General features: G+C 64.7%; 19 protein-coding genes. 16 read left to right on the top strand and 3 right to left on the bottom strand.

The features are described 5' to 3' along the window. The 13 genes from tssF to ACYG9Z_RS20300 all read left to right on the top strand — a co-directional run bounded on the left by tssF (position 1) and on the right by ACYG9Z_RS20300 (position 15,650). On the top strand, positions 1 to 1,875 hold the full coding sequence (gene tssF / locus ACYG9Z_RS20360; RefSeq protein ID WP_460222841.1) for a type VI secretion system baseplate subunit TssF: 1,875 nt from the start codon (positions 1 to 3) through the stop codon (positions 1,873 to 1,875). Next, positions 1,839 to 2,882: a type VI secretion system baseplate subunit TssG gene (gene tssG, locus ACYG9Z_RS20355; protein ID WP_023687032.1), complete on the top strand. Its 1,044-nt coding sequence runs from the start codon at positions 1,839 to 1,841 to the stop codon at positions 2,880 to 2,882. Before tssF ends, tssG begins: the two co-directional genes overlap by 37 nt. After that, positions 2,879 to 4,363, top strand: coding sequence for a type VI secretion system-associated FHA domain protein TagH (gene tagH, locus ACYG9Z_RS20350; protein WP_023751848.1), 1,485 nt, complete (start codon positions 2,879 to 2,881; stop codon positions 4,361 to 4,363). Before tssG ends, tagH (ACYG9Z_RS20350) begins: the two co-directional genes overlap by 4 nt. A 3-nt stretch (positions 4,364 to 4,366) precedes the next feature. Beyond that, the gene (gene tssJ / locus ACYG9Z_RS20345) at positions 4,367 to 4,819 is read left to right on the top strand and encodes a type VI secretion system lipoprotein TssJ (RefSeq protein ID WP_023751847.1); all 453 of its coding nucleotides are present in this window, start codon (positions 4,367 to 4,369) and stop codon (positions 4,817 to 4,819) included. Between the two features lie 158 nt (positions 4,820 to 4,977). Then, on the top strand, positions 4,978 to 6,312 hold the full coding sequence (gene tssK / locus ACYG9Z_RS20340) for a type VI secretion system baseplate subunit TssK (protein ID WP_023751846.1): 1,335 nt from the start codon (positions 4,978 to 4,980) through the stop codon (positions 6,310 to 6,312). Between the two features lie 4 nt (positions 6,313 to 6,316). Further along, positions 6,317 to 7,642, top strand: a complete 1,326-nt coding sequence (gene icmH / locus ACYG9Z_RS20335; protein ID WP_023714857.1) for a type IVB secretion system protein IcmH/DotU — start codon at positions 6,317 to 6,319, stop codon at positions 7,640 to 7,642. Between the two features lies 1 nt (position 7,643). Continuing rightward, a complete protein-coding gene (tssM, locus tag ACYG9Z_RS20330; RefSeq protein WP_023751845.1) occupies positions 7,644 to 11,180 on the top strand; it encodes a type VI secretion system membrane subunit TssM in 3,537 nt (1,178 codons plus the stop codon). Then, a complete protein-coding gene (gene tagF, locus ACYG9Z_RS20325; protein WP_023682618.1) occupies positions 11,162 to 11,698 on the top strand; it encodes a type VI secretion system-associated protein TagF in 537 nt (178 codons plus the stop codon). Before tssM (ACYG9Z_RS20330) ends, tagF begins: the two co-directional genes overlap by 19 nt. Positions 11,699 to 11,703: 5 nt before the next feature. Next, entirely contained in the window at positions 11,704 to 12,570 is an 867-nt protein-coding gene (locus tag ACYG9Z_RS20320; RefSeq protein ID WP_023682619.1) for a DUF4150 domain-containing protein, read from the top strand. 3 nt (positions 12,571 to 12,573) lie between these two features. Continuing rightward, positions 12,574 to 13,023, top strand: a complete 450-nt coding sequence (locus ACYG9Z_RS20315; protein WP_023682620.1) for a hypothetical protein — start codon at positions 12,574 to 12,576, stop codon at positions 13,021 to 13,023. Between the two features lie 18 nt (positions 13,024 to 13,041). Continuing rightward, a complete protein-coding gene (locus ACYG9Z_RS20310) occupies positions 13,042 to 13,521 on the top strand; it encodes a hypothetical protein (protein ID WP_023682621.1) in 480 nt (159 codons plus the stop codon). 3 nt (positions 13,522 to 13,524) lie between these two features. Next, positions 13,525 to 14,616: a DUF2169 family type VI secretion system accessory protein gene (locus tag ACYG9Z_RS20305; protein ID WP_023751844.1), complete on the top strand. Its 1,092-nt coding sequence runs from the start codon at positions 13,525 to 13,527 to the stop codon at positions 14,614 to 14,616. Further along, the gene (locus ACYG9Z_RS20300; RefSeq protein WP_023751843.1) at positions 14,604 to 15,650 is read left to right on the top strand and encodes a hypothetical protein; all 1,047 of its coding nucleotides are present in this window, start codon (positions 14,604 to 14,606) and stop codon (positions 15,648 to 15,650) included. Before ACYG9Z_RS20305 ends, ACYG9Z_RS20300 begins: the two co-directional genes overlap by 13 nt. A 33-nt stretch (positions 15,651 to 15,683) precedes the next feature. Here ACYG9Z_RS20300 and ACYG9Z_RS20295 read toward each other — a convergent pair whose 3' ends face one another. Genes ACYG9Z_RS20295 through ACYG9Z_RS20285 form a run of 3 tightly spaced genes read right to left on the bottom strand, consistent with a single transcriptional unit; the run spans position 15,684 to position 19,624 of the window. After that, complete coding sequence (locus ACYG9Z_RS20295; protein WP_023682624.1) at positions 15,684 to 16,847, bottom strand: hypothetical protein; 1,164 nt, start codon at positions 16,845 to 16,847, stop codon at positions 15,684 to 15,686. A gap of 10 nt (positions 16,848 to 16,857) precedes the next feature. Then, positions 16,858 to 17,283, bottom strand: coding sequence for a DUF6484 domain-containing protein (locus ACYG9Z_RS20290; protein WP_023682625.1), 426 nt, complete (start codon positions 17,281 to 17,283; stop codon positions 16,858 to 16,860). A gap of 7 nt (positions 17,284 to 17,290) precedes the next feature. Further along, complete coding sequence (locus ACYG9Z_RS20285) at positions 17,291 to 19,624, bottom strand: type VI secretion system Vgr family protein (protein ID WP_023751842.1); 2,334 nt, start codon at positions 19,622 to 19,624, stop codon at positions 17,291 to 17,293. Positions 19,625 to 19,895: 271 nt separating this feature from the next. Here ACYG9Z_RS20285 and tagH (ACYG9Z_RS20280) point away from each other — a divergent pair, with 271 nt between their 5' ends. The 3 genes from tagH (ACYG9Z_RS20280) (at position 19,896) to tssM (ACYG9Z_RS20270) (ending at position 26,213) form a co-directional block, all read left to right on the top strand. Next, positions 19,896 to 20,918 (top strand): type VI secretion system-associated FHA domain protein TagH, encoded by a 1,023-nt coding sequence (gene tagH, locus ACYG9Z_RS20280; RefSeq protein WP_023682627.1) that lies wholly within the window; start codon positions 19,896 to 19,898, stop codon positions 20,916 to 20,918. A 250-nt stretch (positions 20,919 to 21,168) separates the two neighbouring features. Then, positions 21,169 to 22,695, top strand: a complete 1,527-nt coding sequence (tssL, locus tag ACYG9Z_RS20275; protein ID WP_023751841.1) for a type VI secretion system protein TssL, long form — start codon at positions 21,169 to 21,171, stop codon at positions 22,693 to 22,695. After that, positions 22,692 to 26,213, top strand: a complete 3,522-nt coding sequence (tssM, locus tag ACYG9Z_RS20270; protein ID WP_023751840.1) for a type VI secretion system membrane subunit TssM — start codon at positions 22,692 to 22,694, stop codon at positions 26,211 to 26,213. Before tssL ends, tssM (ACYG9Z_RS20270) begins: the two co-directional genes overlap by 4 nt. The last annotated feature ends 116 nt before the right edge of the window (positions 26,214 to 26,329 follow it).

Genomic DNA, 26,329 nt, shown 5'->3' with positions numbered 1-26,329 from the left:
ATGGACCGGGTCTTCGTAGAATATTACGAGGAGGAACTGTCCCACATACGCGGGCTGGCGGCGGAGTTCGCCGACATGCATCCGGCGGTTGCCCGCAATTTGTCGCTGGATACGGTGCCGTGTCCCGACCCCTATGTCGAGCGGCTGCTCGACGGCGTCGCCTTCCTCGCCGCGCGCACGCGCCTGAAGGTGGATGCCGAGCGCTCGCGGTTTTCGCGCAGCATCCTCGACGTGCTTTATCCCGATCTCGTCACGCCGGCGCCGGCAACCGCCATGGTGGTGCTGAAGCCCGGCCAGCAGGTGCAGACAATGCTTGCCGGCCACGTCGTCAAGCGCGGCACGCGGCTGGTCTCCAGCCTGCAGGCCGGCCTGTCGACACGCTGCACCTTCACCACCGCGCAGGACATGACGCTGTTTCCGATCGCGATCAGTTCGGTCGGCTATTTCCAGGACCGCAGCGCGCTTGCCGCCGCCGGCATCGGCCCGATCGCCGGCAAGGCCGGCGAAGCGGCACTTCGCATCACGCTGGCGCGGACCGGCAAAGGCAAGCTCGACGAACTGGCGCTCGACCGGCTCGACTTCTATTTCGCCAACCGCACCAAGGCGCCGCTGATCTTCGACGCCATCTTCGGAGTCTGCTCTGGTGTCGGCGCTCGACCGGAAGGCAAGACCAATCCATTGTCGCCGCTACCGCCGCCGGAGATGGTCGGCATTGCCGATGCCGAGGCGCTGATGCCGCGCACGCGGCCGACCTTCGAAGGCTACCGCCTGCTGCGCGAATATTTCATGATGCCCGAGCGCTTCCATTATGGGCGCGTCACCGGCTTGCTGCCGGTCGTGCGCAAATGCCAGGCCGGGCTCGAAATCATCTTCCTGTTCCGGCGTCCGGTGCCCGAACTCGCCGATCTGACGCCGGCGGATTTCGATCTCTTCGCCACCCCGATCATCAATCTCTTCGAGCGCGAGTGCAACATCGTCGAGCTCGACCAGCGCAAGACGCGCCAGGTGCTGCATGCCGACCGCACGCGGGCGCGCGACTTTGAAATCTACCGCGTCATCCGCGTCGAAGACGCCGATGCCGAGGGACCCGACGCGGAGATACCGGAACTCTTCAGCCTTGGGCAAAATCGCGGCAGCGGCTGGGTCTATTCGACGGAGCGGCGGCCGCGCCGGCCGACCGAGGACGAGCGGCGCCAGGGCGTGACGCGGACCTCCTATGCCGGCGACGACGTCTTCCTGGCGGTTTCGCGCCCGGTCCACAGTCAGGCTAACCGGCCGCTGAAGCGCGTCGACATCATGGCGCTTTGCACCAATCGCGACCTGGCCATCCTCGACGACACGCCGACCCTGACGCTGGAAGCCGGCGACCCTGTGGAGACGGTCCGGCTGCTCGGCGCATTGCGTTCGCCGCAGCCGGCGATCCCGGCAGCGCTGCCGACCGGCGCCGACGGCGAGTCGCGCGCCGACGACCTGGCCTGGCGACTGGTGTCACAGCTGGCGCTCAACTTCCTCAGCCTGGCCAAGGGAGGCCGCGGCGTCGATCCGCTGCACGCGCTGCTCGATCTCTATGCCGAGCGCGGCGACCCCGGGCTCGCCCGCAATGTGCGCTCGATCGTGCGCATCGACTCGCGCGCGGTGATCGAAAGGCTGGCGATCGAAGGGCCGATGTGCTTCGGCCGCGGCACGGAAGTGACGCTGCATGTCGACCAGTCGGTGCTGGCGGGACAGAGCACTCTGCTGCTGTCGGGCCTGCTGTCGCGGCTGTTTGCCCGCCATGCCGGCATTAACGGGTTCGTGCGCACGCGCACGCGGTTGCTCCAGAAACAGGAGGATGTGCCATGGCCGATGACGCCCGGCAATCGCTACCTGATCTAGAGCGAGCCGCAACCCTGTCCGAGAGTTTCGACTTTTTCGAACTGCTGCGCCGGCTCGAACGGCAAGGCGGCCTGTTCGGCCATTCCGGCCGGCCGGACCGCGAGCCGGCAAGGCTCGGCCAGAATGTGCGGCTGTCCTTCGCAGTGCAGGACGTGGTGGATTTCCGCGAGCCGACGGACAAGTCGCCGGCACGCGTCACGGTCAACAATCTCGGCCTGCTCGGACCCGAAGGGCCGATGCCACTGCATCTGACGCGCTGGGTGCTCGATCGGCTTTCGCAGCGCTGGTATGCGGGCGCCGAGGCGCGGCAGACGAGCGACACGACCTTCGTCGATTTCGTCAACATCCTGCAGCACCGGATGATCGCGCTTTATTATCGCGCCTGGGCGGATGCGCATCCGGCCGTGCAGGTCGAACGCGGTGTCGGCGGCCGAGTCCGTTCGATGCTGGAAGCCATGGCCGGCATTGGGCTGCCGGGCACGCAGGACGCCGTACTCGATGCGGTAAAGCTTCGCCAGGCCGCCTCGCTCGCCAGCCAGGTCGAGGGTCCCGAACGGCTGACGCTGTTCATTGCCGAAGCCTTCAAGGTTCCGGTGGTGCTGAAGGAATTCGTCGGCGCCTGGATGACCATTCCCAAGGCGCTGCAGAGCCGGCTGGCCGGCAGCTATGCCACACTCGGCCGCAGCGCCACCATCGGCCCGCGCAGCTTCAGCCGGCAAAGCCGAATCGAACTGCGCATCGGTGCGCTCAGCTATATTGACTACAAGGCGTTCCTGCCCGGCGGCGAGCGGCTGAAGTTGTTGAAGCAGGCGGTGCGCGACCTGATCGGCGAGACCATCGATGTCGATCTCAGGATCGTGCTTGCGGCAAAGGCAGTGCCGCCGGCGAAGCTCGGCACCGTCCAGCTTGCCCGCACCACCTGGCTGGCGCGACCGGTCGAAAAGGGGGACGCCGACGACATGCGGTTGCGGACCATCGTCGGCTGGCGGGAAGAGGTGGCGGCATGAGCCTGCTTCTGATTCTCGAACAGGGACCACGCGCGCAAGTCACGCGGCAGGCGCGGCTGGACGAGGGCGAGCTGGTAATCGGCCGCAGCGCCGACGCCGACTGGCAGATCAACGATCCCGACATGTTCGTCTCGCGCGCCCACTGCAAGATCACCAGCAAGCAGGGCGGCTATTTCGTCACCGATACCTCCAGCAGCGGGTTGTTCATCGACGATGCCGCCAGCCCGCTCGGCGCGGGAAATACCGCGCGCCTGCAAAGCGGCATGCGACTGCGACTGGGCGACTATGTGGTGTGGGTCGATTTGCAGACGGCGAAGACCGAGGCGCCGGCCTCCAGGCCTTCAGCGCCTGCCAGTAAGCCGGCGGCGTCGCGGGCGCCGGTCAGCCTCGGCGGCGACGATTTCTTTTCGTCCACCACGGAAGAAGAGCCGGGACGGCCACGCCCTGCCAACCTGCCCGATCCATTCGAAAAGCCGGTGCCCGGGGCGTTCGCGCGTGCGCGGTCCGATGAACGCAGCTCGCAGGCGTTCGACGATCCGTTCAGCCTCGACCCTGTGGCAACGCCGGTGGCCGAGCCCACTGACAGAAACGGCGCCAAGCCATCGTTCGACGATCCCTTCGGCCTCGACTCCGCGCCGCGGTCGAGAGAGCCGAGCAGATCCAATCCTGAGAAGCTGCCGGCCTACGATGACGGGTTTGGTTTCGGCCCTGCCGGGTCCACCAGCCTCGACGCCGGCGTGACGGATGGCGGTGCAACCGATGCGCCCTCGCCTGCCCCCTCTGCAGCGCCCTGGGATCTGCCAGTCCGCGCGGTCGAGCCATCGCCACCGCAGCCACCGCCTCCCCCGTCTCCACCGCCACCACGCGCTCCTGTCCGCCAATCCGCGGCGCGGCCGTCAGCCGGACCGTCGGACGCGGAATTGCGCGCCGCTTTCCTGCGCGGCATGGGTGTGGACGAGCCCGGCTTTCCCGGCCGCGATCCGGTTGCCGACATGGAGAAATTCGGCCGCGAGTACCGGCTGATGATGGAAGGGCTGATGCAGCTTTTGCGCAAGCGCGCCGAAGAGAAGGGCAACGCTCGCGTCGCTCAAACGGTGGTTGGCGCATCCGAAGTCAACCCGCTCAAATTCCTGCCCTCGGTCGACGATGCGCTGGTAACCATCCTGGCCGAGCGCAGCCCCGGTTTCCTCGGCGCCGAGGCGGCGATCAAGGACGCGGTGCGCGATCTGGCGCAGCATCACGTTCGCGCCTGGCGCGGCGTGCAGGGCGCGCTCAAGCGCATGATCGACCGCTTCGATCCGGCGGCGATCGAGCAGGAACTGAAGTCGAGTTCGGCGATCGGCAATCTGCTGACCGGCGGGCGCGGCGCCAAGCTCTGGGAATTGTACCAGAAACGCCACCGTGAAATCGCTCACAGCGCCGAGACGCGTTTTCTGGGCGAGATCGGCGCTGATTTTCGTGATGCATATGAGGAGGACTGAGACATGATCGACAGACGCCAATTTATCCTTGCCATCGGGGCGACGGGACTGCTGACGGCTTGTCAGAGCGGCCCGCCTAAACCCTCCGTCATAACGGTCAATTTGGCCGGTGGGGCCGGCATGAACCCGGGACCGGGCGGCGGGGACAGGCCGGTAACGGTAATGGTCTTACGGCTGAAGAGCACCGGCGCCTTCAATTCGGCCGATTATTTTGCCCTGCAGGGCGGTGCCGGCGCGGCACTTGGCGGCGATCTCATCGGCTCCGACACGGTTTCCGTCGGACCCGGCAAGACCGCATCGAAGACCATCACGGTCGAGCCAGAAGTGGCAGCACTCGGCTTCGTCGCGCTGATCAGGGAACCCGGCGGACGCAACTGGCGCACGACCAAATCGGTTTCGCCGGGATCGAAGTTCACGGTCAATGTGAAGCTCGGCAGCGGCGGGATTTCCGCCTAAAGCGCGTCGCGTTTGAACGGATTCAGGCGACGCGCTTTAGATCTTTATTTTTATGCATGTCGTTCTCTCAAAACCGTGACCACTTTTGAGCGACATGCATTGGCGGCAAAAGTCCGCAAGCCGCGCAACATGATGAGCAGGAAGCAGAGAGTGCCGGCATGAGCGATGCAAACAGGGTGCTGTGGTCGGAGGGACTGTTCCTCCGCACCCAGCATTTCCAGCAACAGGACCGCTTCTTCGAAGCGACGGTGCGCGGCGCCTTGCAGGCCGGGCATCTGCATACGTTCGGCTTTCGAACGCTGATGCTCGATCAGGCACAGCTCGATGCCGGCCAGATCTCGGTGCTCTCGGCACGCGGCATCTTTCCAGACGGGACGCCGTTCGCGATCCCCGAGACGATGGATGCGCCGCGGCCGCTGGCGGTGACGCCGGAGATGGGCGCTGGACCGGTGCTGATAGCGCTGCCGCTCGAACCGCCAGGCGGCGTCGGCTTCGACCCCGCTCACGCCGAGCCGTCCGGCGCGCGCTATCGCGGCCGGATCGTGTCGGTGCGCGACGCCGTGCATGGCGGCTCCGATCCAGAGGAAATCGAGATCGCACGGCCGCAGGCGCTGTTGCTGGCGCCGGGCACCGCCGTCGGCGGCTACACCGCGCTGCCGGTGGCCGAACTCAAGGGCGTGCGCGCCGATGGCGGCGTGGCCCTGGACGACACCTTCCTGCCGCCGACCTTGGTCATCGGCGCGGCGTCCTGGTACAGCCGGCTGCTGCAGGAAGTGGTCACCGGCCTCGACCAGATCGCCGAGGCGCATGGCAAGATGGTGCTGGGCGGCCCCGGGCGCAGCGTCGAGGATCTTCTGATCCTCAATTTGGTCAACGCCGCGCGGCCGCGGCTGGCGCACATGCTTGTGCAGGATGTCTTCCATCCAGCCGAGGTCTATATGGAGCTGGCTGGCTTAGCCGGCTCGATGGCGACCTATGGCTCGAGCGCAAGGCGGCTCGGCGAACTGCCTGTCTACGACCACATGGCGCCCGGACCCGCCTATTCGGCGCTGGCCGATGCGCTGCGTTCGCTGATCCTCAGCCTGCGCTACATCGAGCCGAAATCGCGCGCCCTGCCGGTCATGCGCCATGCCACCAATGTGTGGAAGATCCGCATCGACAACCCGAAACTTCTGGTGGCGAGCCGCATCGTGGTGCGGATCGGCTCCGAACTCTCGGAGGATGCCTTGCGCAAGATTTTCGTCAACCAGGCGACCGTCGGCTCGGCCAGCGAATTCGAAGGGCTGTGGAAATCACGCCTGCCCGGCATTCCGCTGAAGCCCCTGCATTCGCAGCCGCGCGAAATTCCCTATGACGGCGACCGGCTGTGCCTCGAACTGGACCAGAAAAGCGAGCACTGGGCCTCGCTGCTCGAAGCGCCCGGGTTTGTGATCGGCGTTTCGGGCGTGCTGCCCAGCGAACCGCAGGTCGACTGCTACTCGGTCAACAGGTGAGATGATGAGCAGGGACGATCCATTCGGACTGTCCGAGGATCGGGAGCGGACGCGCATTCGGCTGAGCGGAGCGCCGACGCCGCGCGCCATGCCACTGCCGGCGTCGGGCGTCACCGCGAAGCGCTCCGCGCGCGCGCATCCGAACGTGCTCGTCAATGCGTTCTCGCCGCTGCTGGAATTTGCACCCGAACTGGAAAACGCGCAGCCGCCGGAGAACCCGGAAGCCCTTCGCACCAGGCTGCTGGAAGAACTCGTGCGCTGCCGCGACGCCACGATGGCGCAAGGGTCGTCGCTCGAACGAGCCGACCAGGCGGCGTGGCTGGTGGCTGCGTTGCTCGATGATCTGGCGCTGAATACGCCGTGGGGCGGCGCCAGCGCATGGCCGCGCCAGCCGCTGGTGGTGATGCTGCGCGGCGACGTCGATGCCGGCGCGCAGTTCTTCGCCCGTCTCGAAGAGCTTGAGCGCCATCCCAACCGCGACCGCGAAATGCTGGAGTTGCAATATCACTGCATGGCACTCGGCTTCCGCGGCAAATATCGCGTACCTGGCCGCTCCGGCGACCGTTCGCTCAATGCCGTGCGTGTGGCGGCCGCGCGTTTCCTGCGCGACAGCGACGCCGAAGGCGCACCGCTGTCGCCCAACTGGAAGGGCGTGATCGCCTCCGACGAACCGCAACGCTTCATCGTGCCGATCTGGGTGATGGTTGCGGCAGCGGCGGTGATGGCGACAGCCATCCATATCGGCCTGTCGATGAGCCTGAGCAGCCAGGCGGTCGAGCTTTCGGCGCTGGTTCGCGCCTTGCCGCCGCCGACGCGTACGGATGTCACCCGCGCTTCGCCGAAGGTCGACGCGCCGCCGCCGGTGGCCGTGGATTTCGCGCTGCTGCCGGAATTCCAGGCGGCGGCGCCGGATGAGCTCAAGAGGGCGCTGAGCGGCACGGAGAGCGTGTCGCTGGCGCGGCTGGTCATCCAGGCCTCCAATCCCGAACTCTTCCAGTCGTCGCGCGCGCAGCTGACAGACGGCTTCGATCCGCTCATCGCCTCGGTCGCCAAGGTGATCCTCGAGAACCAGGAGCTGATCGGCGATATCACGGTGGTCGGCCACACCGACGGCGTTCCCTTGCAAAAGACCAACCCACTGTCGACCAACCAGCGGCTGTCGGAAGCCCGCGCCGCGGAAATTGCCGATATTCTGATTCAGAACGGCGTGCCGAAGGAGCGCGTGCGCTCCGAAGGCCGGGCCGCCACCGATCCGGTGGCCGACGACGGCACACGCGAAGGCCGGGCCTTGAACCGCCGCGTCGAAGTGCTGGTCGAAAAGAGGCTGTGACATGTTCATCCTGCGCTTCCTCTGGGCGGTCCTGACTTCGCGTTTCCTGTGGACGCTGATCGGCCTGGCGCTGCTGTCGCTGATCATCTGGGTGTTCGGCCCGATCGTACGGGTCGGCGACTATGTGCCGATGGCGTCGGAGACGGTGCGCATCGTCATCATCGCTCTTTTGGTGATCTTCTGGCTGATCTGGCTGATCGTCGCGCAGCGCCGGGCAATCCGCGCCAACCGCATGTTCGTCGCCGAGATTTCCGCCCCGGTCGAGGAAAAGCGGCTCAGTCCGGGCGAGGAAAACGTCGCCGCGGTCGGCTCCAAGTTCCAGGACGTCATGGTCGAGTTGAAGCGCCGCAAGCTCGGCGGCCGCAAGTTCCTGCGCGAGATGCCGTGGTATGTGATCGTCGGCCCGCCGGCGACCGGCAAGACGACGGCCTTGCGCCAGTCCGGCCTCAACCTTCCGATCGACCTGACCGACGATCTGCAGGGCATCGGCGGTACCCGTAACTGCGACTGGTTCTTCTCCGAAAACGCAGTGATGATCGACACCGCTGGCCGCTATGTCCAGCAGGAAAGCCAGCCCGATGTCGACGCCGTGGAATGGCTGGGCTTCCTCGATCTGTTGAAGAAGCATCGTGGCCGTCGTGCGCTCAACGGCGTCATCGTTGCGCTTGGGATCGACGCGCTGTCCGAGGGCGACGAAGCCGTCAAGGCGCATGGCCGCAAGATCCGCAGGCGCCTGGCCGAGCTCGAAGAGCGGCTGGAAATCCGCCTGCCGGTCTATCTCATGCTGACCAAGGCCGATCTGATCAGAGGCTTCGAGGCCTTCTTCAGCGGCCTGTCGACGGCGGCGCGCGAACAGGTATGGGGGACGACCTTCCCGCTCGATGCACGCGTCGACGCCAAGACGATCGCGGGCGAAATCACGACGCTGTCGAGGGAGCTGGAAAAGCGGTTGGTGCCGCGGCTGGAAGACGAGGACAAGCTGGCCGAACGGGCCGAGATCTTCCGCTTTCCCGCACAGCTGCAAAGCCTGTCCGAGCCGATCCAGGTGCTGGTCGAGGCGATGTTCGGCGAGAGCCGCTACGAGGAGGCGGCCTGGCTGCGCGGCCTCTATCTGACCTCGGCCACCCAGGAAGGCGCGCCGATCGACCGGCTGACCGCGGCGCTCGCCTCCTCCTTCGGCCTGCCGGCACGACGCACGATGCCGGCGCAGCGCTTCGAGAAGCGCAGCTTCTTCCTCAAGAACCTTTTGACCGAGGTGATCTTCAAGGAGGCCGGGCTCGGCACCTTCGATCCGCTGGCGCAGCGCCGCCGCAGCTGGATCTGGCGCGGTGCCGCCGCTGCCAGCGCGGCTGCGGCCATACTCGCCGGCGGCCTGTTCACCTGGTCCTACTACGACAATCGCAACGCCATCGCCGCGCAAGCCGGCCAGTTCGAAGCGCTGCAGGCGCCGCTGACGTCGACCGCGGCGACGCCCGCCTCGGTGCTGCAGCCGGCGATGGACGTTGCCCTGACCGCCATGGACGAAGTCGTCAATGCCAGGACTGCGCCTCCGAACAAGGCACAGGACCTGCTCGGACCATCGGCTTCGGCCGAGATGATGCGGGCGCAGACCGACACCTATGACCACGCTCTGCGCAACGTGCTGGAGCCGCGGATGGTGGCGCTGCTCGAAGCGACCATGTGGCGGCAGATCCGCGATCCGGACTTCATGCTGGGCGCACTCAAGACCTACCGCATGATGACCGGCCTGTCTCAGATGGACTCCGACTTCGTCGAGAATTGGTGGGTGAACGACCTGCCCGAATTCGCGCCGGCCGCGCCCTTCCCGACCGCCGATGCGGAAGAACACCAGTTGGCCGCGATCCGGCGCATGGCGGTTGACGACAGCTACATCGCGCCCGACCAGGCGCTGGTCGCCGAAGCGCTGAAAACGGTCTGCACGATCTCGCTGCCGGCGCGGGCCTACAAGCAATTGCTGGCCGATCCGGCGGTGGCCGGATTGAAGGAATGGATCCCCGCCAATTTCGCCGGGCCGAACGGCGCCAAGGTGTTTTCGCGACGCTCCGACAAGACGCTGCGCGTCGGCATATCAGGCGCCTTCACCTATGACGGCTTCCACGACGCGATCCTCGACCGGGTCGAGGATGTGGCCGCCCAGGCGGCACTCGACCGCGCGGTGTTTGCCGGCGGTTGCTCGGAAAATTCCGAGACCTCGGTGTCGGCGCTATCGGAAGATATCCTGAAGCTCTACTATGACGATTACATCGCGCAGTGGGACAGTTTTTTGCGCGACATGCGGCTGGCGCCGCTCAGCGACCTCAACATTGCCAGCGAGAATCTGAAAGACCTTTCCAGCGCCGATTCCGCGCTGAAGCGGCTGCTGACGGCGGTGGTCCAGGAGGTCGACCTCACCCGCTCGGACGAGGCGCCGACCGACGACAAGGCGGCGGCGAAGGGCGGCTCGAAACTGCTGGGCAAACTCGGCAAACTGGGCAAGATCGTCAAGACTGGCGCCAAGCTGCTGCCGCGCGCAGGATCGGCCAGCGAAGTCGACCTGACCGGCACGCTGGTGGCCGAACACTTCAAGCCGCTCAAGAGCACGATTGCCGAGGTCGACGGCCAGCCGCCGGCGCTCGATGCCGCGGTCGTTGCGCTGACGGCGCTGTCCAATGTGCTGCAAACGGTGACCGCCAATCCCGACCCGCAGGACGCGATCAAGAAACAGGGCGGGCTGGCCGAACTGACCGGCGCCGTCGCCCGCCAGGCACAGATCCTGCCCGACCCGGTCAACACCTGGCTGAGCGGCATTGCCGGCGACACCAGCGGGTTGACGCAGAAGGCCGTGGCCTCCGAGCTCAACGCCATCTGGCGCGCCGATATCCTGCCCTTCTGCCAGGCCGCGCTCAACGACCGCTATCCGTTCAGCCCAGACAGCGCCGTCGACGTCAATGTGCGCGACTTCGCCCGCCTGTTCGGACCGGCGGGCATGATCGACGGCTTCATCAACGACCATCTGCTCGGCTATGTCGATACATCGGCGCAGCCATGGAAATGGCGCGCCGATTTCGGACTCGATCCGTCGGCGCTTGCCGCCTTCGAGCAGGCGCGGCGCATTCGCGACGATCTCTTCCCTGGCGGCCAGGGCCCGGTGATGGCCTTTACGCTGGAGCCGACAGACCTGTCGCCCAACGTCACCCGTGTCACGCTCAATCTCGACGGCCAGAACCTGGTCTATTTCAACAATGCGACGCGGCCGCAACCGATGACCTGGCCCGGCAAGGACGGCACCGGCGTCATCTCGCTCGCCTTCCAGCCGATCGACGGCTCGCCCGAAATCATGCTCAACGAGACGGGTAGCTGGGCGTGGCTGAGGATGCTGCGCGGCGGCCGCTTTACCGGCACCTCGCTGTCCGACGTCTACAGCCTGCGGCTGGGGACGAAAGGCATGTACGCCGACTTCAAGCTCAAGGCGGCGAGCGTGGAAAATCCCTACAACCTCCAGATGTTCAAGAAATTCTCATGTCCGCCGCAGATCTGAACATCGGCTTCTTCGGCAAGATTCCGGCGACCGGAGATTTCGTTGCCGTAAACCTGCCGCGGACCTTCATCGACCGCTGGGACCGCTGGATGTCGATGGAGTTGCGCGAGAGGCCAGACGAGGGGGAATTGGATTCGCGTGTTTGGCGCTTCATCGTCAAGAGCGGCATTTTCGGCGACCGGCCCTGTGCCGGCGCATGGCGCATGAGCGAGGACCGCGTGGGACGCCGCTATCCGTTCGCGATCATCGGGATTGGGGCTACACCGGCACCTGACGATGCATGGTTCGACGGCGTTGCGTCAATCGTTGATGAAGCGGTCGAATTGCAGAGGACGCAGTCCTGGATAGCCGAAGGCTTGGCCAACCTTGCCGCGCCCAGCAACAGCCATGGCGATCCGAACCGGATTGGCTTCTGGCTCGACGACTGGTCGGTGCATGAGTTCGCGTTCTCGGATATTCACGACCTGGCGGCCAACGCCCTGCCGAAAATGCGCGCCCCGCGCCCTGAGACGGAATAGCTCTGATGGGCAGCACAGTCTTTGCTGAAGGCATGGGCTTCTTCCACAAAGGAAGCGGCGGCAAGGGCGTGGCGCCGGGAGATGTGTGCTTGAGCCCGCCTTCCCCGCCGGCAGGCCCGGTTCCGGTTCCATACGTCAACATGCTGTCTTCCAGCGATCTCACCAAAGGCAGTAAGAGCGTCAAGATCGAAGGCAATCCGACCGCGCTCGAAAGCTCGTCGGAGGTTGCGACCAGCACCGGCAACGAGCCGGCCACCCAAGGCCTCGGCGCGGGGGTCATAACGCACAAGATCAAGGGCAAGGGAGTGTTCAAGCTCTGGTCGTTCGTCGTCAAGGTGGAGGGTAAGGGTGTCTGCCGCCATGGCGACACCATGGAGCAGAACACGGCAAGTCCACTCCCGAACACCATCGATACCGCCGCCTTGGTCAACTTCCGCAATGCTCTTCTGGTGAAAGAGAAGAAGAAATGCACGACCGATTATTGCTACGACGATCATTACACCCAGCCAACAGGCCCGCAGAAAGCCAAGGTTCAGAACCGGCCATGCTGGGAATGCAAACGTAACCTTGACAGGTTGAAGAAACGCACGACCGGCAAGAACAAGACCGCGATCAAGCGACTGGAGGCCAAGGTCAACCGGCAAATTTCGGGGAAGGAAGCCCCGCTGATCGCCGATCACCAGCCGACGCAGAAGGCAGCGTGGTACGCGGGTGGATGCAATATAGAGATCGTCCCACAAGGCTTCAAGGATGCGATGAAAGCGCTTTACGTCAGGCCGCATTGCTCCAGCCACAGCAACAGCCAGCCGGGCCGGCAGTCGAAGGTGGACAACAAGGCGATTAGGAAGTTCATGAACGCTCGGGGGATCTAGGCGATGAGTGCAACGGGTTTTGCCGATCTCGACGCTGACTATACGGCGATAATCGATGCGTGGACCGCAGAGCTCCACGCCGTCATGCCGGCGATCGAGGAATGGTGGGGCGCACTGCAGCAGCGCCTGAACGCCTCCGGTGAGAACATAGCCAATCTGCATTGGCCCGCCGGGCTGGTGGCCCATCCACGGATTCTGGCGATCTACCGCAAGCACTACTTCAAGGTTCATGGCCTGAACCTTGAACGGTACGCCCGACAGACCGATGATGACGACGAGGACGATGAATCGAACTGGGGTGAGGATGGCGACGAAGCGGACGCCAGCGGTCCCGTGCCGCCCAATCTGCTGCTGGTCGAAATGATGTCCGAATACGACACGGAACTATTCAAGTACTTCAAGTACTTCGTCTATGTCCCGATCGGCGAGGATCCATCTCTCGAAATGTGCTGAGGCTAGAAGAAGATGGCAATGCGGATTGATCATAGTGTCGAACTCGGCCTGAACCGGCTTCTCAACGCACCCCAGGACGTTGTCGGTCCCGATCATGGAATTCGCCTTTCGCGCCGCGAGGCCTCTGCTGCCTATAGGTCCCTGTTCAAGGCCTACCTCGCTGACTTGCAGGAGACGTTCGAGGTGGCTTCCGAGATCTGGGAAGCTGGCCTCGACGAACTGGTCGATGGCGGCCTGACCGTCAATCAAGCGATCACGGCCCAGCTGGATGATGCAGCGGCCGGCCCGGCGAATCATCCGGCGGTGGTGTGGCTCGTGCGGGAATACTGGCTGCGATGCGTTGCGGTGGGGGAAACGCTGCCCGCGGCCGACCGCCTCGCGCCTGAGGTGTTCCTGCTGCAATGGGTCGTCGATGAAGGCAACAAGGAATATGTAGAACTGCTGACGGCCATGCCCTATTGGCCGATCGGGCTTGATGAAAACGGCCGGTGGTGCTGAACGATGGCCTTCGATGTCTGGCTGGAAAACAGGACACCCTTCGCCGCCGCGACGCACGTCCAATTGAATGCTGACGGCCAAGAAACTCTGATTGTCATGCTATCGGCAAGTTTCACGGCGACGGATGAAGGAAAGGAATTCCAGCCAGCGGCCGAACAGGTGCCGGTGATCTTTGGCGATGAGCCTTTTGGCGATCCGGCCCTTTCATCGACCCGCTACGAAGCGGACATCGCGCCCGTCAAGCCTGGCGCCGAGGTGATCGTGAATGGCGTCGCGCACGCGCCGGATGGAAGGCCGGTACGCGAGATGCAGGTTGGCCTGCGTGTCGGTAACTCGATCCGCAAGGTATTGCAGGTCGTCGGGGACCGGATCTACGACTCCGGCGGCTACAGCGCACCGGCGCCTTTCCGGACCATGCCGATCGTCTATGAACGCACCTATGGCGGCACTTTGGAAGACTTGCGCACGGACCAGCGCAACCCAGTCGGCGTGGGGTACCATAACACCCGGTCTGCAGATCCTGCGGTCAGAACCGAGGCGCCCAACGTCATGTATCCGGGCGAAGCGCAAGCCCGACCTGGGGAATCCCTGAGGCCGGCGGGATTCGGGACGATTGGCCGGGGCTGGCAACCGCGCCTGGCTTTCGCCGGAACCTACGACAAGGCTTGGCTCGAATCCCAATGGCCGCTCGCTCCCAAAGACTTCGACACGCGGCATTATATGTGCGCCCCAGCCGATCAGCAGATGGCCGGCATCGGCAACGGCGAGGATATCACGGTGATCGGCATGACGGCTTCGGGCAGATGGGATTTCCGCCTGCCGCGCATCACGGCCCCGCTTCGGCTCATTTATGACGATCGTGTAGAAGAAAACGCGTTCAAGCCTGACACCGTGCTCATCGAGCCTGACTTGAAGCGCGTGACCCTTAAGGCTCGTTTGGCAGTGGTAATCCGGCGCAACGTGCCGGCGCTGCGGGAAATCGCCTTCGGCCACATTTCTCCTGTTTGGATCAATGCGCGCCGCAAGCGAAAACTCTATCTCAATCTTCTCGGCGGCGACGGGGCCCTGCGCGATCGCTCGGCGTGGCAGCCGTGAAGCGGCCGCTCTACATCTCGGTTGGTGGCGCCGTCACGCCTGCTGGATTGAACGCGCGCCAGACCATCTCAGCCATTCGCGCCAACCTGTCAGCATTTCAGGAGGTGCCTCTTTCAGAGCCGTTTCCCACCACACAGATCGTGGCACGCATTCCAGCCAAGGCGGGCCTGCGACGCAATGACGGGGTATGGCTCGCCAGCATGGGCGCCCGCGCTCTCAAGGAGGCGATGCTCGACAACAAGGCAACGCCGGACCAGACCGCTGTTCTGCTCGCGCTGCCGGAGAGTTTCCGCGACCATCCGGCGTATGAAGAGGTCGAGCGGGGGCGCCTTTTGAATGCCATTTTCGAGCGATGCGGCCTGCGCTTCAATGCCGGCTCGCGCGTATTTGACGGCGGTGCCGCAGCCAGCGCCGGACTGCTCGACTATGCCGGCGACATGCTAGAATCCGGGACCGTCGCGCAGGTGCTGCTGGGTGGTGTGGACAGCCTCGTCAACGGGACCGACATTACGCGCTTGATGCGAGCCAATCGTCTGAAATCCGAAAACAATGCTCAAGGGGCAGTCCCTGGCGAGGGCGCTGTCTTCGTGCGCCTGACGCGAGCGCCGGGGAGCGGGCCGGCTGCAATGATTTGCGGGGCGGGCCTGGCTCAAGAGATCGACAGCGTTCTTTCCGAACGCCAGAGTCAAGGCCGTGCGATGGTGGCTTCGCTGCTTGCTGCCTTCAGCGGGTCCGGACCCAAGGAACCCGATATCGAGTTCCTTGTCAGCAATGGAAACGGGGAACGGTACAGCGGGCTCGAACAACTGGTCGGTCGCTCGCGCTTCTACCGCACGCACCGCGAGATATTCCCGACAGCCTACCCTGCGATGACGGTCGGCGACATTGGAGCCGCTAGTGCGGCACTTGTTCTGATGCTGGCGGCCGACAGTTTTATATGCGGTTACGCGCCGGGCCGCGTCGCAGCCTGCGAGCTTGCATCCGAGGGTGGCAACCGGTCGGCGATCGCGCTTACCGACCTCCGCCAACGCTGAACGGAGGGACAAGCCTTCCCTCGGCGAAAGCGATCACATCCACGCCGGGAACTTGCGTGTCCTGCGCCAGTCTGCCAGCGGCGCCTCGGGCGTGGCGATTGCCGCGCGCAACGCATCCACCCTGAGCCTGCGCATCGAACGGAACAGACGATGGTTGCGCCCGCCGCGCCCTTCGTCCCACCATGCTTCGACGCGATCGGCGGCCGGCAGCGAGCTGTCGTCGAGTTGGGCAAAGCCCTCGCCAAGAACAGCTGGATCGGCAACGAAAAGGTCGGTGTCGCCGAAGTCCACCTCGAACAGATCGCGAAGTGCTGCACCCGCTGCGGATGCCAGTTCCGGCTCGCGCATCTTCTCGATCAGCCACGGCACCACCGCTTGGTCGCCGAGCAGCCCGATCGATGCCGTGGCCGCGATGCGCAAGACAGGCTGTCCGAGACGTGATTGCAGCCAGGCCTTGCCGGCCTTCGGCGGCGTCGTCAGCAGGCGCAACTCGATCGCCGCCTGCGCATGGTCCGTCTCCGTCAGCACGATCTTGTCGATCACCGAGTGCGTGGACCGAGCCTCGCCAAGCAGGCAAGCAGCGAAGGCGGCCGCAAGACGTTCTTTCGTTGTCTCGCCGTCAAGCCCAGCCAGGACTTCCGGAAGCAGGTCGCGCCGCCTGAGCACGCCGGCGAGCCGGACGGCGCGCCAACGCACGTTCGCATTGGAATGGCTGGCCAGATCATGCAGGCGCTGTCCCGGATCGACGCGATGATGCCAGAGCGCAGATAGCCCAAGACAGCGCAGCCGCGCGTCGCGCGTGTCCAGCCACTGCGCCACGAACGGGCGCAGGTTTTCGCCCGGCGTGCGCGCGATCGCGGCAGACAGGCTCGATATGCCGGCGTCACCTAGGCTTGCGCCCGCGTCGATTGCAGAGGTCACCAATTTGGCATCGCTCCAACGCATTGCCAGAGTGCCAAGCACGAAAATCTCGCCCGGTTCGGCGTAGTCGGCGAAGCGCGCTTGAGCAGCTTCCCAACCGGCCTTGCCGGCTGCCATGAGCCCTTCGAGATTGGCTTCGAGACGCTGGTCGATGCGGCCGATATCGGTCTCGTCGAGGATTGGACCGTCGATCTCCAGACGACGTCGAAGCCACAGGAACGCCGCGTCCTCGGCGTGTTGGTCCACGATCGCCGCAATGGTCGCGATGCTGTGCATCGGCAATGCCTCAGTTAAGATGCACGGCCCCGCCGCGGATGCGGTTGGTGCCACTGGCCTGGCTGGTCAACTGGGTGCCACGAATGGTCACGCGTCCATTCTTCTCCAGAATGATCGATGCCAGGCCGCAGCGCAGTTCAATGCGCTCATCGCCGTTGATGACGACACGTTCGCCGTCGCGGACGACTTCGAGGCTCCTGCCGCGGGGCGCAGGATCGACGATGCGCCCGACCACCAGCGGCCGCGCCGGGTCGCCGCCCTCGAAAAGCAAAGCCAGTTCGGATCCGACGGCCGAAACGTCCAGCTCCGTCAGGCTGCGCGCCGCTATCGCGGTCTCGCGCGGATTGCCGACGAAGACAACCAGCGGCGCCCCGCCTTGGAAGCCGATCAGCAGGCCGATCACGACGCCGTCGATACGCTCCAGCACTTCCATGATGATGCCCTCAATTGTTGTTGATCGTGCTGCCCTTGACGATCACCTCGCCGTCGGCCTTGACGGTGATCTTGCCGCTGCCCTTGAGGGTAATATCCTTCCCATCAGCGACAATGGTGCCATCCTTTTTCATCGTGATCGAGGCCGAACCGCATTTGAGCGTGATCGAGTCGGCCGCCTCGATCATCAGATTCTTGCCGACCTTGATCACACTGTCTTCGGCTATCTGGATTCCGCTGCCTTTGCCGACCTTGAGCGCGTGCCCGCCGCCGACATCGGTTGCGTCGTCCGCAGCGATTTTTGCCGACCTGCCCTTGCCGATCTGCGACGACTGTGCCCCGCCGATGGTGAAACTCTGATCGGCGCCAACATTGACGCTTTGCGCCGCCGCGATGTTCCAGCTATCAGCCGCGCCGATATCGTGGCTCTGCGCAGCACCTACGGTGACCGACCGCGTCGCACCGATCGTGTTCGTCTGCGGACCGCCCACAGTTCGGGTCTCGGATGCTCCGACCGAATCGACCCGGGCCGCGCCAACGGTCACTGTCTGGACGATTGCAACCGTCTGGGTGTGGTTGGCACCTATGGTCTCGGTGGAGTTCGAGCCGATGTTGATCGTCTCATTGGCCCCCACCCTCAGTGAGCGGTTCTTGCCGACCGTCTCGGTGTCGTTCGACCCGATATTCGTCGTCTGGTCGACACCGACCTTGACCGTCTTGTTGTTGCCGACGTCCTCGTCGAGGTTGTGGCCGACGGAGTGCTTGGCGTCGTGGTCGATGCGGTCGGACTGGTCGTGCTGGACAAGCTTCTTGCGATCATTCTTGATCAGAAGGTGGTGGTCCTTCTGCGCCTGGAAGTTGACCAGCTCCGAGCCGGCCTTGTCCTCGAACATCAGCTCGTTGTAGCCGCCACCGCCCTTCGACGAGTTGGACTTCCAGCCCGATTGCGTGGCGTTGCCCGGCAGCCCGTAAGGCGGCATCTGCGAGGCGTTGTAGACCCTGCCGGTGATGATCGGCAGGTCGGGATTGCCTTCGATGAAATCGACGATCACTTCCTGGCCGATGCGCGGGATCTGGATGAAGCCCCAGCCGCTGCCGGCCCAGGTCTGCGACACCCGCACGAAGCAGGAGCTCTTCTGGTCCTTCTTGCCGAGGCGGTCCCAGTGGAACTGCACCTTCACCCTGGCATATTTGTCGGTGAAGATCTCCTCGCCGGACGGACCGACCACGGTCGCCGTCTGCGGCCCGCGCATGATCGGCCTTGGCGTGATGCGCGGCGGCCGATAAGCAACTGAGGTCGGCGCCACACCGAGCACCACCTTGAAATTCTCGCCATCGGTGTCGACGCCGGCGCGATAGCCCGGATCGAACAGCCGGTACTCGGCGCTGATCACCAGATACTCCTTGTTCTGGTCGTCGCGCGGAAAGCCGTCGAGCTTGAAGGTGCAGCCGGAGAACAGGCCGCGCACCGTGCCGACGGCGGCAATGCGCAGGTGTGGCGCCTGGATTTCTTCGCGCCTGATCGCCGCCAGGCTGTCGCCGCGCCCGACTTCCAGATGCGCGCCGGGGTGGCGATAGTTCTCGCCCGCGGCCTGCTTGTGGCCGAAGGGCTGCGCCGACTTCGCCATCAAATCGGCGGCGGGTTTTTCGAAGTCATAATCGGTGTGGGCATAGGCGCCGGGGCGCACCGCGCTGCCTGGAATCCAGTCGGTGATGTATTCGACGTCGCGGCGCGAGCCCTGCCCTTCGAACTGATATAGCACCGTCTCATAGCCCGGCGCCGGCTTGAGCTTGCTCATGGCGTCGGCCAGGATCAGTGTGTGCTCACCCTCGGCATGCTCGAAGAAGTACATTATGCCTTCATGCTCGAGCAGCCGCTGCACGAAATCGAGGTCGCTCTCGTCGTACTGCACGCAATATTCGCGCGGCGGATAGGAGCCTTGCAAGCGCTTCTCGAACTTGGCGATGCCGCCATATTTGGAGAAAATCTCCTCCACCATCTCGACGGCGGTCTTGTCCTGGAAAATGCGGCAGTCGGTGGTATTGCCGAGGAACCACAGCCACGGCCTGACGACCGCCTCATAGTGAGCCAGCCGATCTTCGATGCGGGTAAGGCGAAACTCGGCGATGAGGCCGCTGAACCAGCGCTTGGGGTCGGCCTCGCCTTCGATCGAAACGGCGCCGCCCAGCATCTTCAGCGGGTCGATATCGGCATTGGTCGAAACAAATCCAACGGTGTAGGCAAGGCAGCGGCTGATCTCGTCGCGGCCGACGAGATGCGTGAAAGTCAACAGTTCGGCGCCGACCGGCGTCTGCACAAGCGCGGCGCGTTGTTCACTCGGCATGGGTCGTGCCCCTCCTGAGCGCTAGTGTGGCAGGTTCGAAGCCCTTCTTGTGTTAACGACCTCACGTTCAGGGATATTTCGCAACTTGCCACCCAAGCCATGTTGAGCCTACCACATGTTCTATGGCAGACCAAAGAGGACAAGCGGCAGGCCGTTGCTGTTTGCGCCGCTTTCGCCAGTGTGAAACGCCGCTCTCCCGCTGTGCCCGCAAGCTGCTAGACTGTGGCACATCGGATCAATGGAAACGGCAGCGGTCGACGGTCCATAGCGCATGTTCATCAGTCTGCAGATCAGCAATGTCGATGTCCTGCCTGCCGGGCTGCCGCCCGGCTACGCATCGCGCGACCGCGGCTTCGAGATCGGGCGGGAGAACTGCGCCTGGACCTTGCCCGATCCGGACAAGTTCATCTCCGGCCGACATTGCGAAATCCGCTACGAAGGCGGCGCCTTTTTTCTCCACGACGTCTCGCGCAACGGCACATTCGTCAACGGGTCGAGCCAGCGCCTGACCGGCCCGCATCGGTTGGCGCAAGGTGACCGGCTCCGGATCGGCCGCTATATCGTCTCGGTGTCGATCGATGACGGGAACCCAGCCTTCGGTGGCCATGGTTCGACGCAACGGCAGATGCCCGTTGCCGGATCCTTTCCAGACCATGTCGCATCGCCACGGTCACCGACCGCGCCACCCGCTTCGGTCTCCAGACGGCCGCAGCAAGCCGACGAGATCCTGCGCGCGATTGCCGCCGGCGCCGGCATTCCGCCAGAGGTGCTTTTGCTGCGCCAACCGCAGGAGGTAGCCGGCGAGATCGGCGCGGTGCTGCGCATCGTCGTCGACGAGCTGGTGTTGCTGTTGAAGGCGCGCGCCGCTGCAAAAGTCCTGGCCAAGACCAGCGACCGGACCATGATCAATTCCGCCGACAACAATCCGCTGAAGTTCGTGCCCGGGACAGACGAAATCCTCGACATCATGTTCGCGCGGCGCAGGGCCGGCTATCTCGATGCCAGGCACAGCATCGAAGACGCTTTCCACGACCTCAAAACACATGAATTCGCCACCTTCGCCGCCATGCAGGCAGCGCTGTCGCGGTTGCTTGACGATCTGTCGCCCGAGGCGATTGCGAAAAAACTGCCGCCATCCTCCTTTGCCTCGAAGAAGACGCGCGCCTGGGACGCGCTGGTCGCGACCTGGCGGGCCAAGGAGGAAGCGCACGAGAACGGCATGCTGGACATATTCCTCACCTATTTCAGTGAAGCCTATGCCAAGGCCGCCAAACAGAAGACCGGCAAGGGCTAAGCCCGCGCACCGCTGAAGACACCGTGAAGGCGACCCGAGCACGGGCCGGCCACCAAAATTGCGCCGGGTTTCCATCGCAACCTTCTGAGACTACGATCACATACGACGATTGAGCACGCGGGTACGGTTGGTCGACCTCGGGGGTCTGCGGCACATGTCATGTCACGGCGAGATAGCGTCCTGCGGTCCGCGTTTGCGCGGACATGGCGCTGTGCGTCGCGGCGCGCGGGCGTAGAGGCAGGGATCGGCGATGAGCTCGAAGGATGATCCTTTCGATCCGACCGGCAAAACCGTCATCCGCCCCAGCCGCCCCAATCCCGGCCGCAAGCAAAAGACGGTTCTCGCCCGCGATGCGCCGGCCCCCGGCAGTACGGTGATCGCCCCTGCCAGCGTCCCGGAACCCACGGTTTTCGATCCCAACGCCGGCCGCCAGCCGCCGTCCGACGTCACGGGGACGGTGATCTATCAGGGAACGCCCTTCGCCAACGCGCCGGCCGATCCGCCCGTTCACGGCTCAGCCGGGACGGCGGGGAAAACGCCATGGGATGCGCTGCTCGGCGCCAGCGATGCCGTCGATTATGGCGCGGCCAACCCGATCGTCGCTGCCGCGGCGCCCTTGCTGATACTGCTTGGGCATCTGCGGCTGATGGCTGTCGAAAGACCGGCCGAGCCGCTGGCGCAGCATGTCGCCGGCCTGATCGAGGATTTCGACCGCAAGATCGCCAGGACCGATACCTCGGAAGAGGATGCGCGCATCGCCAGCTATGTGCTTTGCGAAACCGCCGACGATATCGTCGCCAATCTGCCCGGTTCCAGCCGGGATGCGTGGGCGCAGCACGCCATGCTGCAGCGCTTCTTCCAGGTCAAACCCACCGGCGCCGGTTTTTTCCAGGCGCTGAACACGGTGCTGGCGACGCCGGAACCTCATCGCAATCTCATCGAGCTGATGCATGTCTGCCTGTCGCTTGGCTTCGAAGGCCAGTATCGCGGCCAGCCGCGCGAGAGCCTCGAACGGGTCCGCCGCGACGCCTACGAGACATCAGCCTATTTCCGCGTCCTCGGTGACGACGACATTTCGCCGCGCTGGCAAGGCTTGTCGGTCACATCGGCGCAAGGCTCCAGGCGGGTTCCGCTCTGGGCCATAGCCGCTGCAACCGCGGCAGTTTTGACCGCAGCCTTTTTCACGCTGCGCGTGCTCATCACCAATGATGGCGAGGCTGTTGCCGGCGAGTTGCTGGCGCTCAATCCGGCGACGCCGGTCACCATCGAGCGCACCGGTTTCGTGCCGCTGACCGAGGAGGTGAAAGTCGTCGCAGCGCCAACGACGATTGCGCAGGTCGATCGCATCCGCACTGCCTTGGCCAAGGAGATCGAAGGCGGCGGCGTCAGCGTCGGCACCAAGGGCGATTTCATCATCGTTGAAATCAGCAACGCCCTGCTGTTCCAGTCCGGACGAGCCGAGGTAAAGCCGGAATTCGAGCCGGTGGCCACCAGCATCGCGGCGGCTCTCGATGCGGAGCGCGGGCCGATCCGGATCGTCGGCCACACCGACAACGTCAAGCCGAAGAAGACCAGCGCCTTCAAATCGAATTTCGACCTCTCCGTCGCCCGCGCCCAGTCGGTCGAAAAGATGATCGCCGCGCATTTCAGCGATCCGTCGCGGACGAAGGTCGAAGGCAAGGGCGAGGACGAACCCATCGCCGACAATGCAACGCCGGAGGGCCGGGCCAAAAACCGCCGTGTCGATGTGATGATCCCGCGGGAGGAGACGCTGTGACCGGCTGGCTGCTGCGCATCTTCAGCGCGCTCGCGCTCGCCGGCTTTGCCGCCGCGGTCTGGTTCGCGGGCCCGTTGATCCGCTTCGCCGGCGCCCGGCCGTTGGATCCCATCTGGCTGCGGGCAGCGATCATCGGCATCGTCGTCGGAACGGTGGCGATCATCTACGCAGTCCGGTTCCGGCGCAGGCGCAAGGCGCAGAAGGCGCTGGAGGCCGCCATGGCCAGCGCCGAGGATGACGGCAGCGATGCAAAGGTGCTGGAAGCTCGCATGAACGAAGCGGTCGCGACGCTCAGGCAGTCGAGCGGCAAGCGCAACTTCCTCTACGACGTCCCCTGGTACATCGTCATCGGCCCGCCGGGCGCCGGCAAGACCACCGCGCTGGTCAATTCCGGCCTGAACTTTCCGCTGGCCGGGTCGGGCCAGGCGCAGCCGGTGGCGGGTGTCGGCGGTACGCGCAATTGCGACTGGTGGTTCACCGACGAGGCGGTGCTGATCGACACGGCCGGGCGCTACACGACGCAGGATTCCCATGCACGGACCGACAGCAAAAGCTGGCTGGCGTTCCTGTCGCTGCTCAAGCGGCACCGGACGCGCCAGCCGATCAATGGCGTCATCCTGGCGATCAGCCTTTCCGATCTGATGGCGGACAGCGAGCAGGCGGCCCGCGTCGCCGAGATCCGCAGCCGCCTGCAGGAAATCCACGAGGTCCTGAAGGTCCGCTTTCCCGTCTATGTGCTGTTCACCAAGGCCGACCTGGTCTCCGGATTCATGGAATATTTCGGCGGTTTCGACGAAGCACGCCGGCGCAAGGTGTGGGGCGCGACCTTCCAGACCGCCGAGCGCGGCCTGAACATGGTCGCGGAAGCGCCAGCCGAATTCGACGCGCTGGTGAAGCGCCTGACCGAAGAGATGAGCGAGCGGCTGCAGGCGGAGACCGATCCGGTCGCGCGCATCGCCATTTTCGGCTTCGCCGCGCAGCTCGGCGCGCTGAAAGGCCGGATCGTGCATTTCCTCGAGGGCGTTTTCGAGCCGACGCGCAAGCAGCTGAACGCCCCCCTGCGCGGCCTGTATTTTTCTTCCGGCACGCAGGAAGGCACGCCGATCGACCAGTTGCTGGGCAGCATAGGCCGCAGTTTCGGCAGGAGTGCCCAGGCGCATCTTTCCGGCACCGGCAAAAGCTTCTTCCTGCACGATCTGTTGAGCCGCGTCATTTTCGCCGAGTCCGGCTGGGTGTCCTATGACAGGGCGGCCGACAGGCGCGTTGCGATCGCCCGCTACGCCGGCCTGACAGCGATCGCGGCGATAGCGATCGCCGCGCTTGGCGTTCTCGGCCTGAGCTTTACGACCAACAAATCGCTGGTCGCCGCGACCGGCCAGGCGGCAGGCCAATACCGCGCGACAGCCGCGCCGCTGCTGGCCAGCACGACGGTGTTGGATGCCGACCTCGAAACCGTCATCGGCGCGCTCGATGCGCTGCGCGGCCTGCCGGCCGGCTACGATACGAGAGACCAGCCCACCCCGGCCACGGCGACGTTCGGCCTCAGCCAGCGTGAGCGTATCCTTTCGGCTTCCGAGACTGCCTACCGGCAGGGGCTGGAGCGGATGTTCCGCTCGCGCCTGCTGTTCCAGCTCGAACGCACGATCGAGGCCAGGATGGCCGATCCGATGGCGCTGTACGAGCCGTTGAAGATTTACCTGATGCTGGGCGGCAAGGCGCCGAAAGTGGATGACGAGCTGGTCGTCACCTGGCTGAAGCGGGACTGGGAACAGAACCGCTATCCCGGCGCCCACAATCGCGACGGCCGGGCGCAACTGGAGAAGCATTTGCGCGCCATGCTGGCGCTCGACGATGACCAGGATCCCTCGTTCGAACTCAACCGCACGCTGGTCGAATCCGCCCAGCGCTCGCTCGGCCGCATCAGCCTTGCCGATCGCGCCACCGCTCTCATCCAGTCGGCCACCTATGCGGCGGCGCTGGACGATTTTTCGGTGTCATCGCAAGCCGGCCCGGAAGCGCCGATGCTGTTCGAGCGCAATGACGGAAACGATCTCGCCGGCCTTCGCGTCCCCGGTCTCTACACCCATGCCGGCTTCGACTTCTATCTGGCGCAACTTGCCAGGAGCGCGCAGGCGCTGGTCGACGATCAATGGGTGATCGGCTCGAGCGGCGAGCAAGGCGGCTTCGACCAGGAATTGCTCAAGCTCGGCTCGGAACTTCTCGACCGCTATGGCAAGAGTTTTGCGGCGGCGTGGAACGAGGTGCTCGACAGGTTGAAGTTCAAGGCAATGGCCGCCGACAAACCGCAATATCTGGCGCTGTCCGCAGCGGGATCACCGAGTTCGCCGCTGATGCAGCTGTTCGAGGCGATCGCGCGCGAAACAGCTTTGACTCAAGAGCGCAATCCGGCTGCGCCGTCTCAAGACAGCGACCAGGAAATCGCCGCGCGCGCCAAGGGCCTCGCCCGCATCGGCATCGAGATTGCGGCGCGCAAATCGCAGAGCAGGGCCGGGACCGCCTTTGTCAGCACCCAGAACCAGGATCCCGGCGCCAACATCGAAGCCCAGTTCCGGTCTTTCCAGGCTTTGGTGGCCGGGGCGCCGGGGCAGCGGCCGCTCGACGCCCTGACCCAGAATTTCCGCGAAATCTATCAGAGCGTGCGGCTGGCCGCCGATGTCCCCGCCCAGACGGACCAGGCCAACGCCAATCTGCAGCTGCAGATATCGACTCTACGCGCCAACGCCTCGCGGCTGCCGAAGGCGCTGGCCAGGATGGTGAGCGCGGCGGCGGACGATTTCGAGGGCACCGTCGCCGAAACATCGACCACGCATCTCAACGAGATGCTGGAGGAGACCGTCGGCCGTCCGTGCGAAGAGATGATTGCCGGGCGCTTTCCATTCGCCCCCGCCGGTACCGACGATGTCGCCATGGCGGATTTTGCCAGATTGTTTTCTCCAGGCGGGGTTCTCGACCGGTTCTTCGCGCAGAACCTGGCGTCGCTGGTCGACATGAGCGGCCAGGACTGGGACTGGAAGCAGGACACCAGGTTCGGCCGCAATCTGGCGAAATCGACGCTGAAGAACTTTCAGCTCGCGGCACAAATCCGCGCGGCTTTCTTTCCGCTCGGCGGGCCGGTGCCGTCGATCAACATCACCTTCACGCCGCTGTCGCTGCATGGCGATGCCGACATGGCGCTGCTCAATATCGACGGCCAGGTGCTGCAGGCCACCCAGGCCGGCAACACGCCGGGACTGATTCCGTGGCCGGGCAAGACCGGTTCGGCCAGTCTCAGCCTGACGCCGGAGCTGCCCGGCCGCGAGTCCGCAATCAAGTTCGACGGTCCCTGGGCTTTGAAACGATTGCTGGACAAGGGGCAGGTCACCGCCAATGGCGATAGTTTCGAAGCGCATTTCGTCATCGGCGGACGGGATGTCGCCTACACGATCAAGACCGGGGAGGACGGCAACCCATTCACGCTGCCGGCGCTTTCCGCGTTCAGCTGTCCGAAGGCTTTCTGATGGGGAATTGCATGGCAGGACCAGCGATTGCAGGACGCAGAGACAGCGGCGGCACCACACGGTCCGTCATCAGCGGCTTAGATTTCGATACTCTAATGAATGGGGCTGTGGCAGAC

This window comes from Mesorhizobium sp. RSR380A, assembly GCF_054719385.1.
Note: the sequence above shows the minus strand (reverse complement) of the source record. Positions and strands in the feature narration are given on the sequence as shown.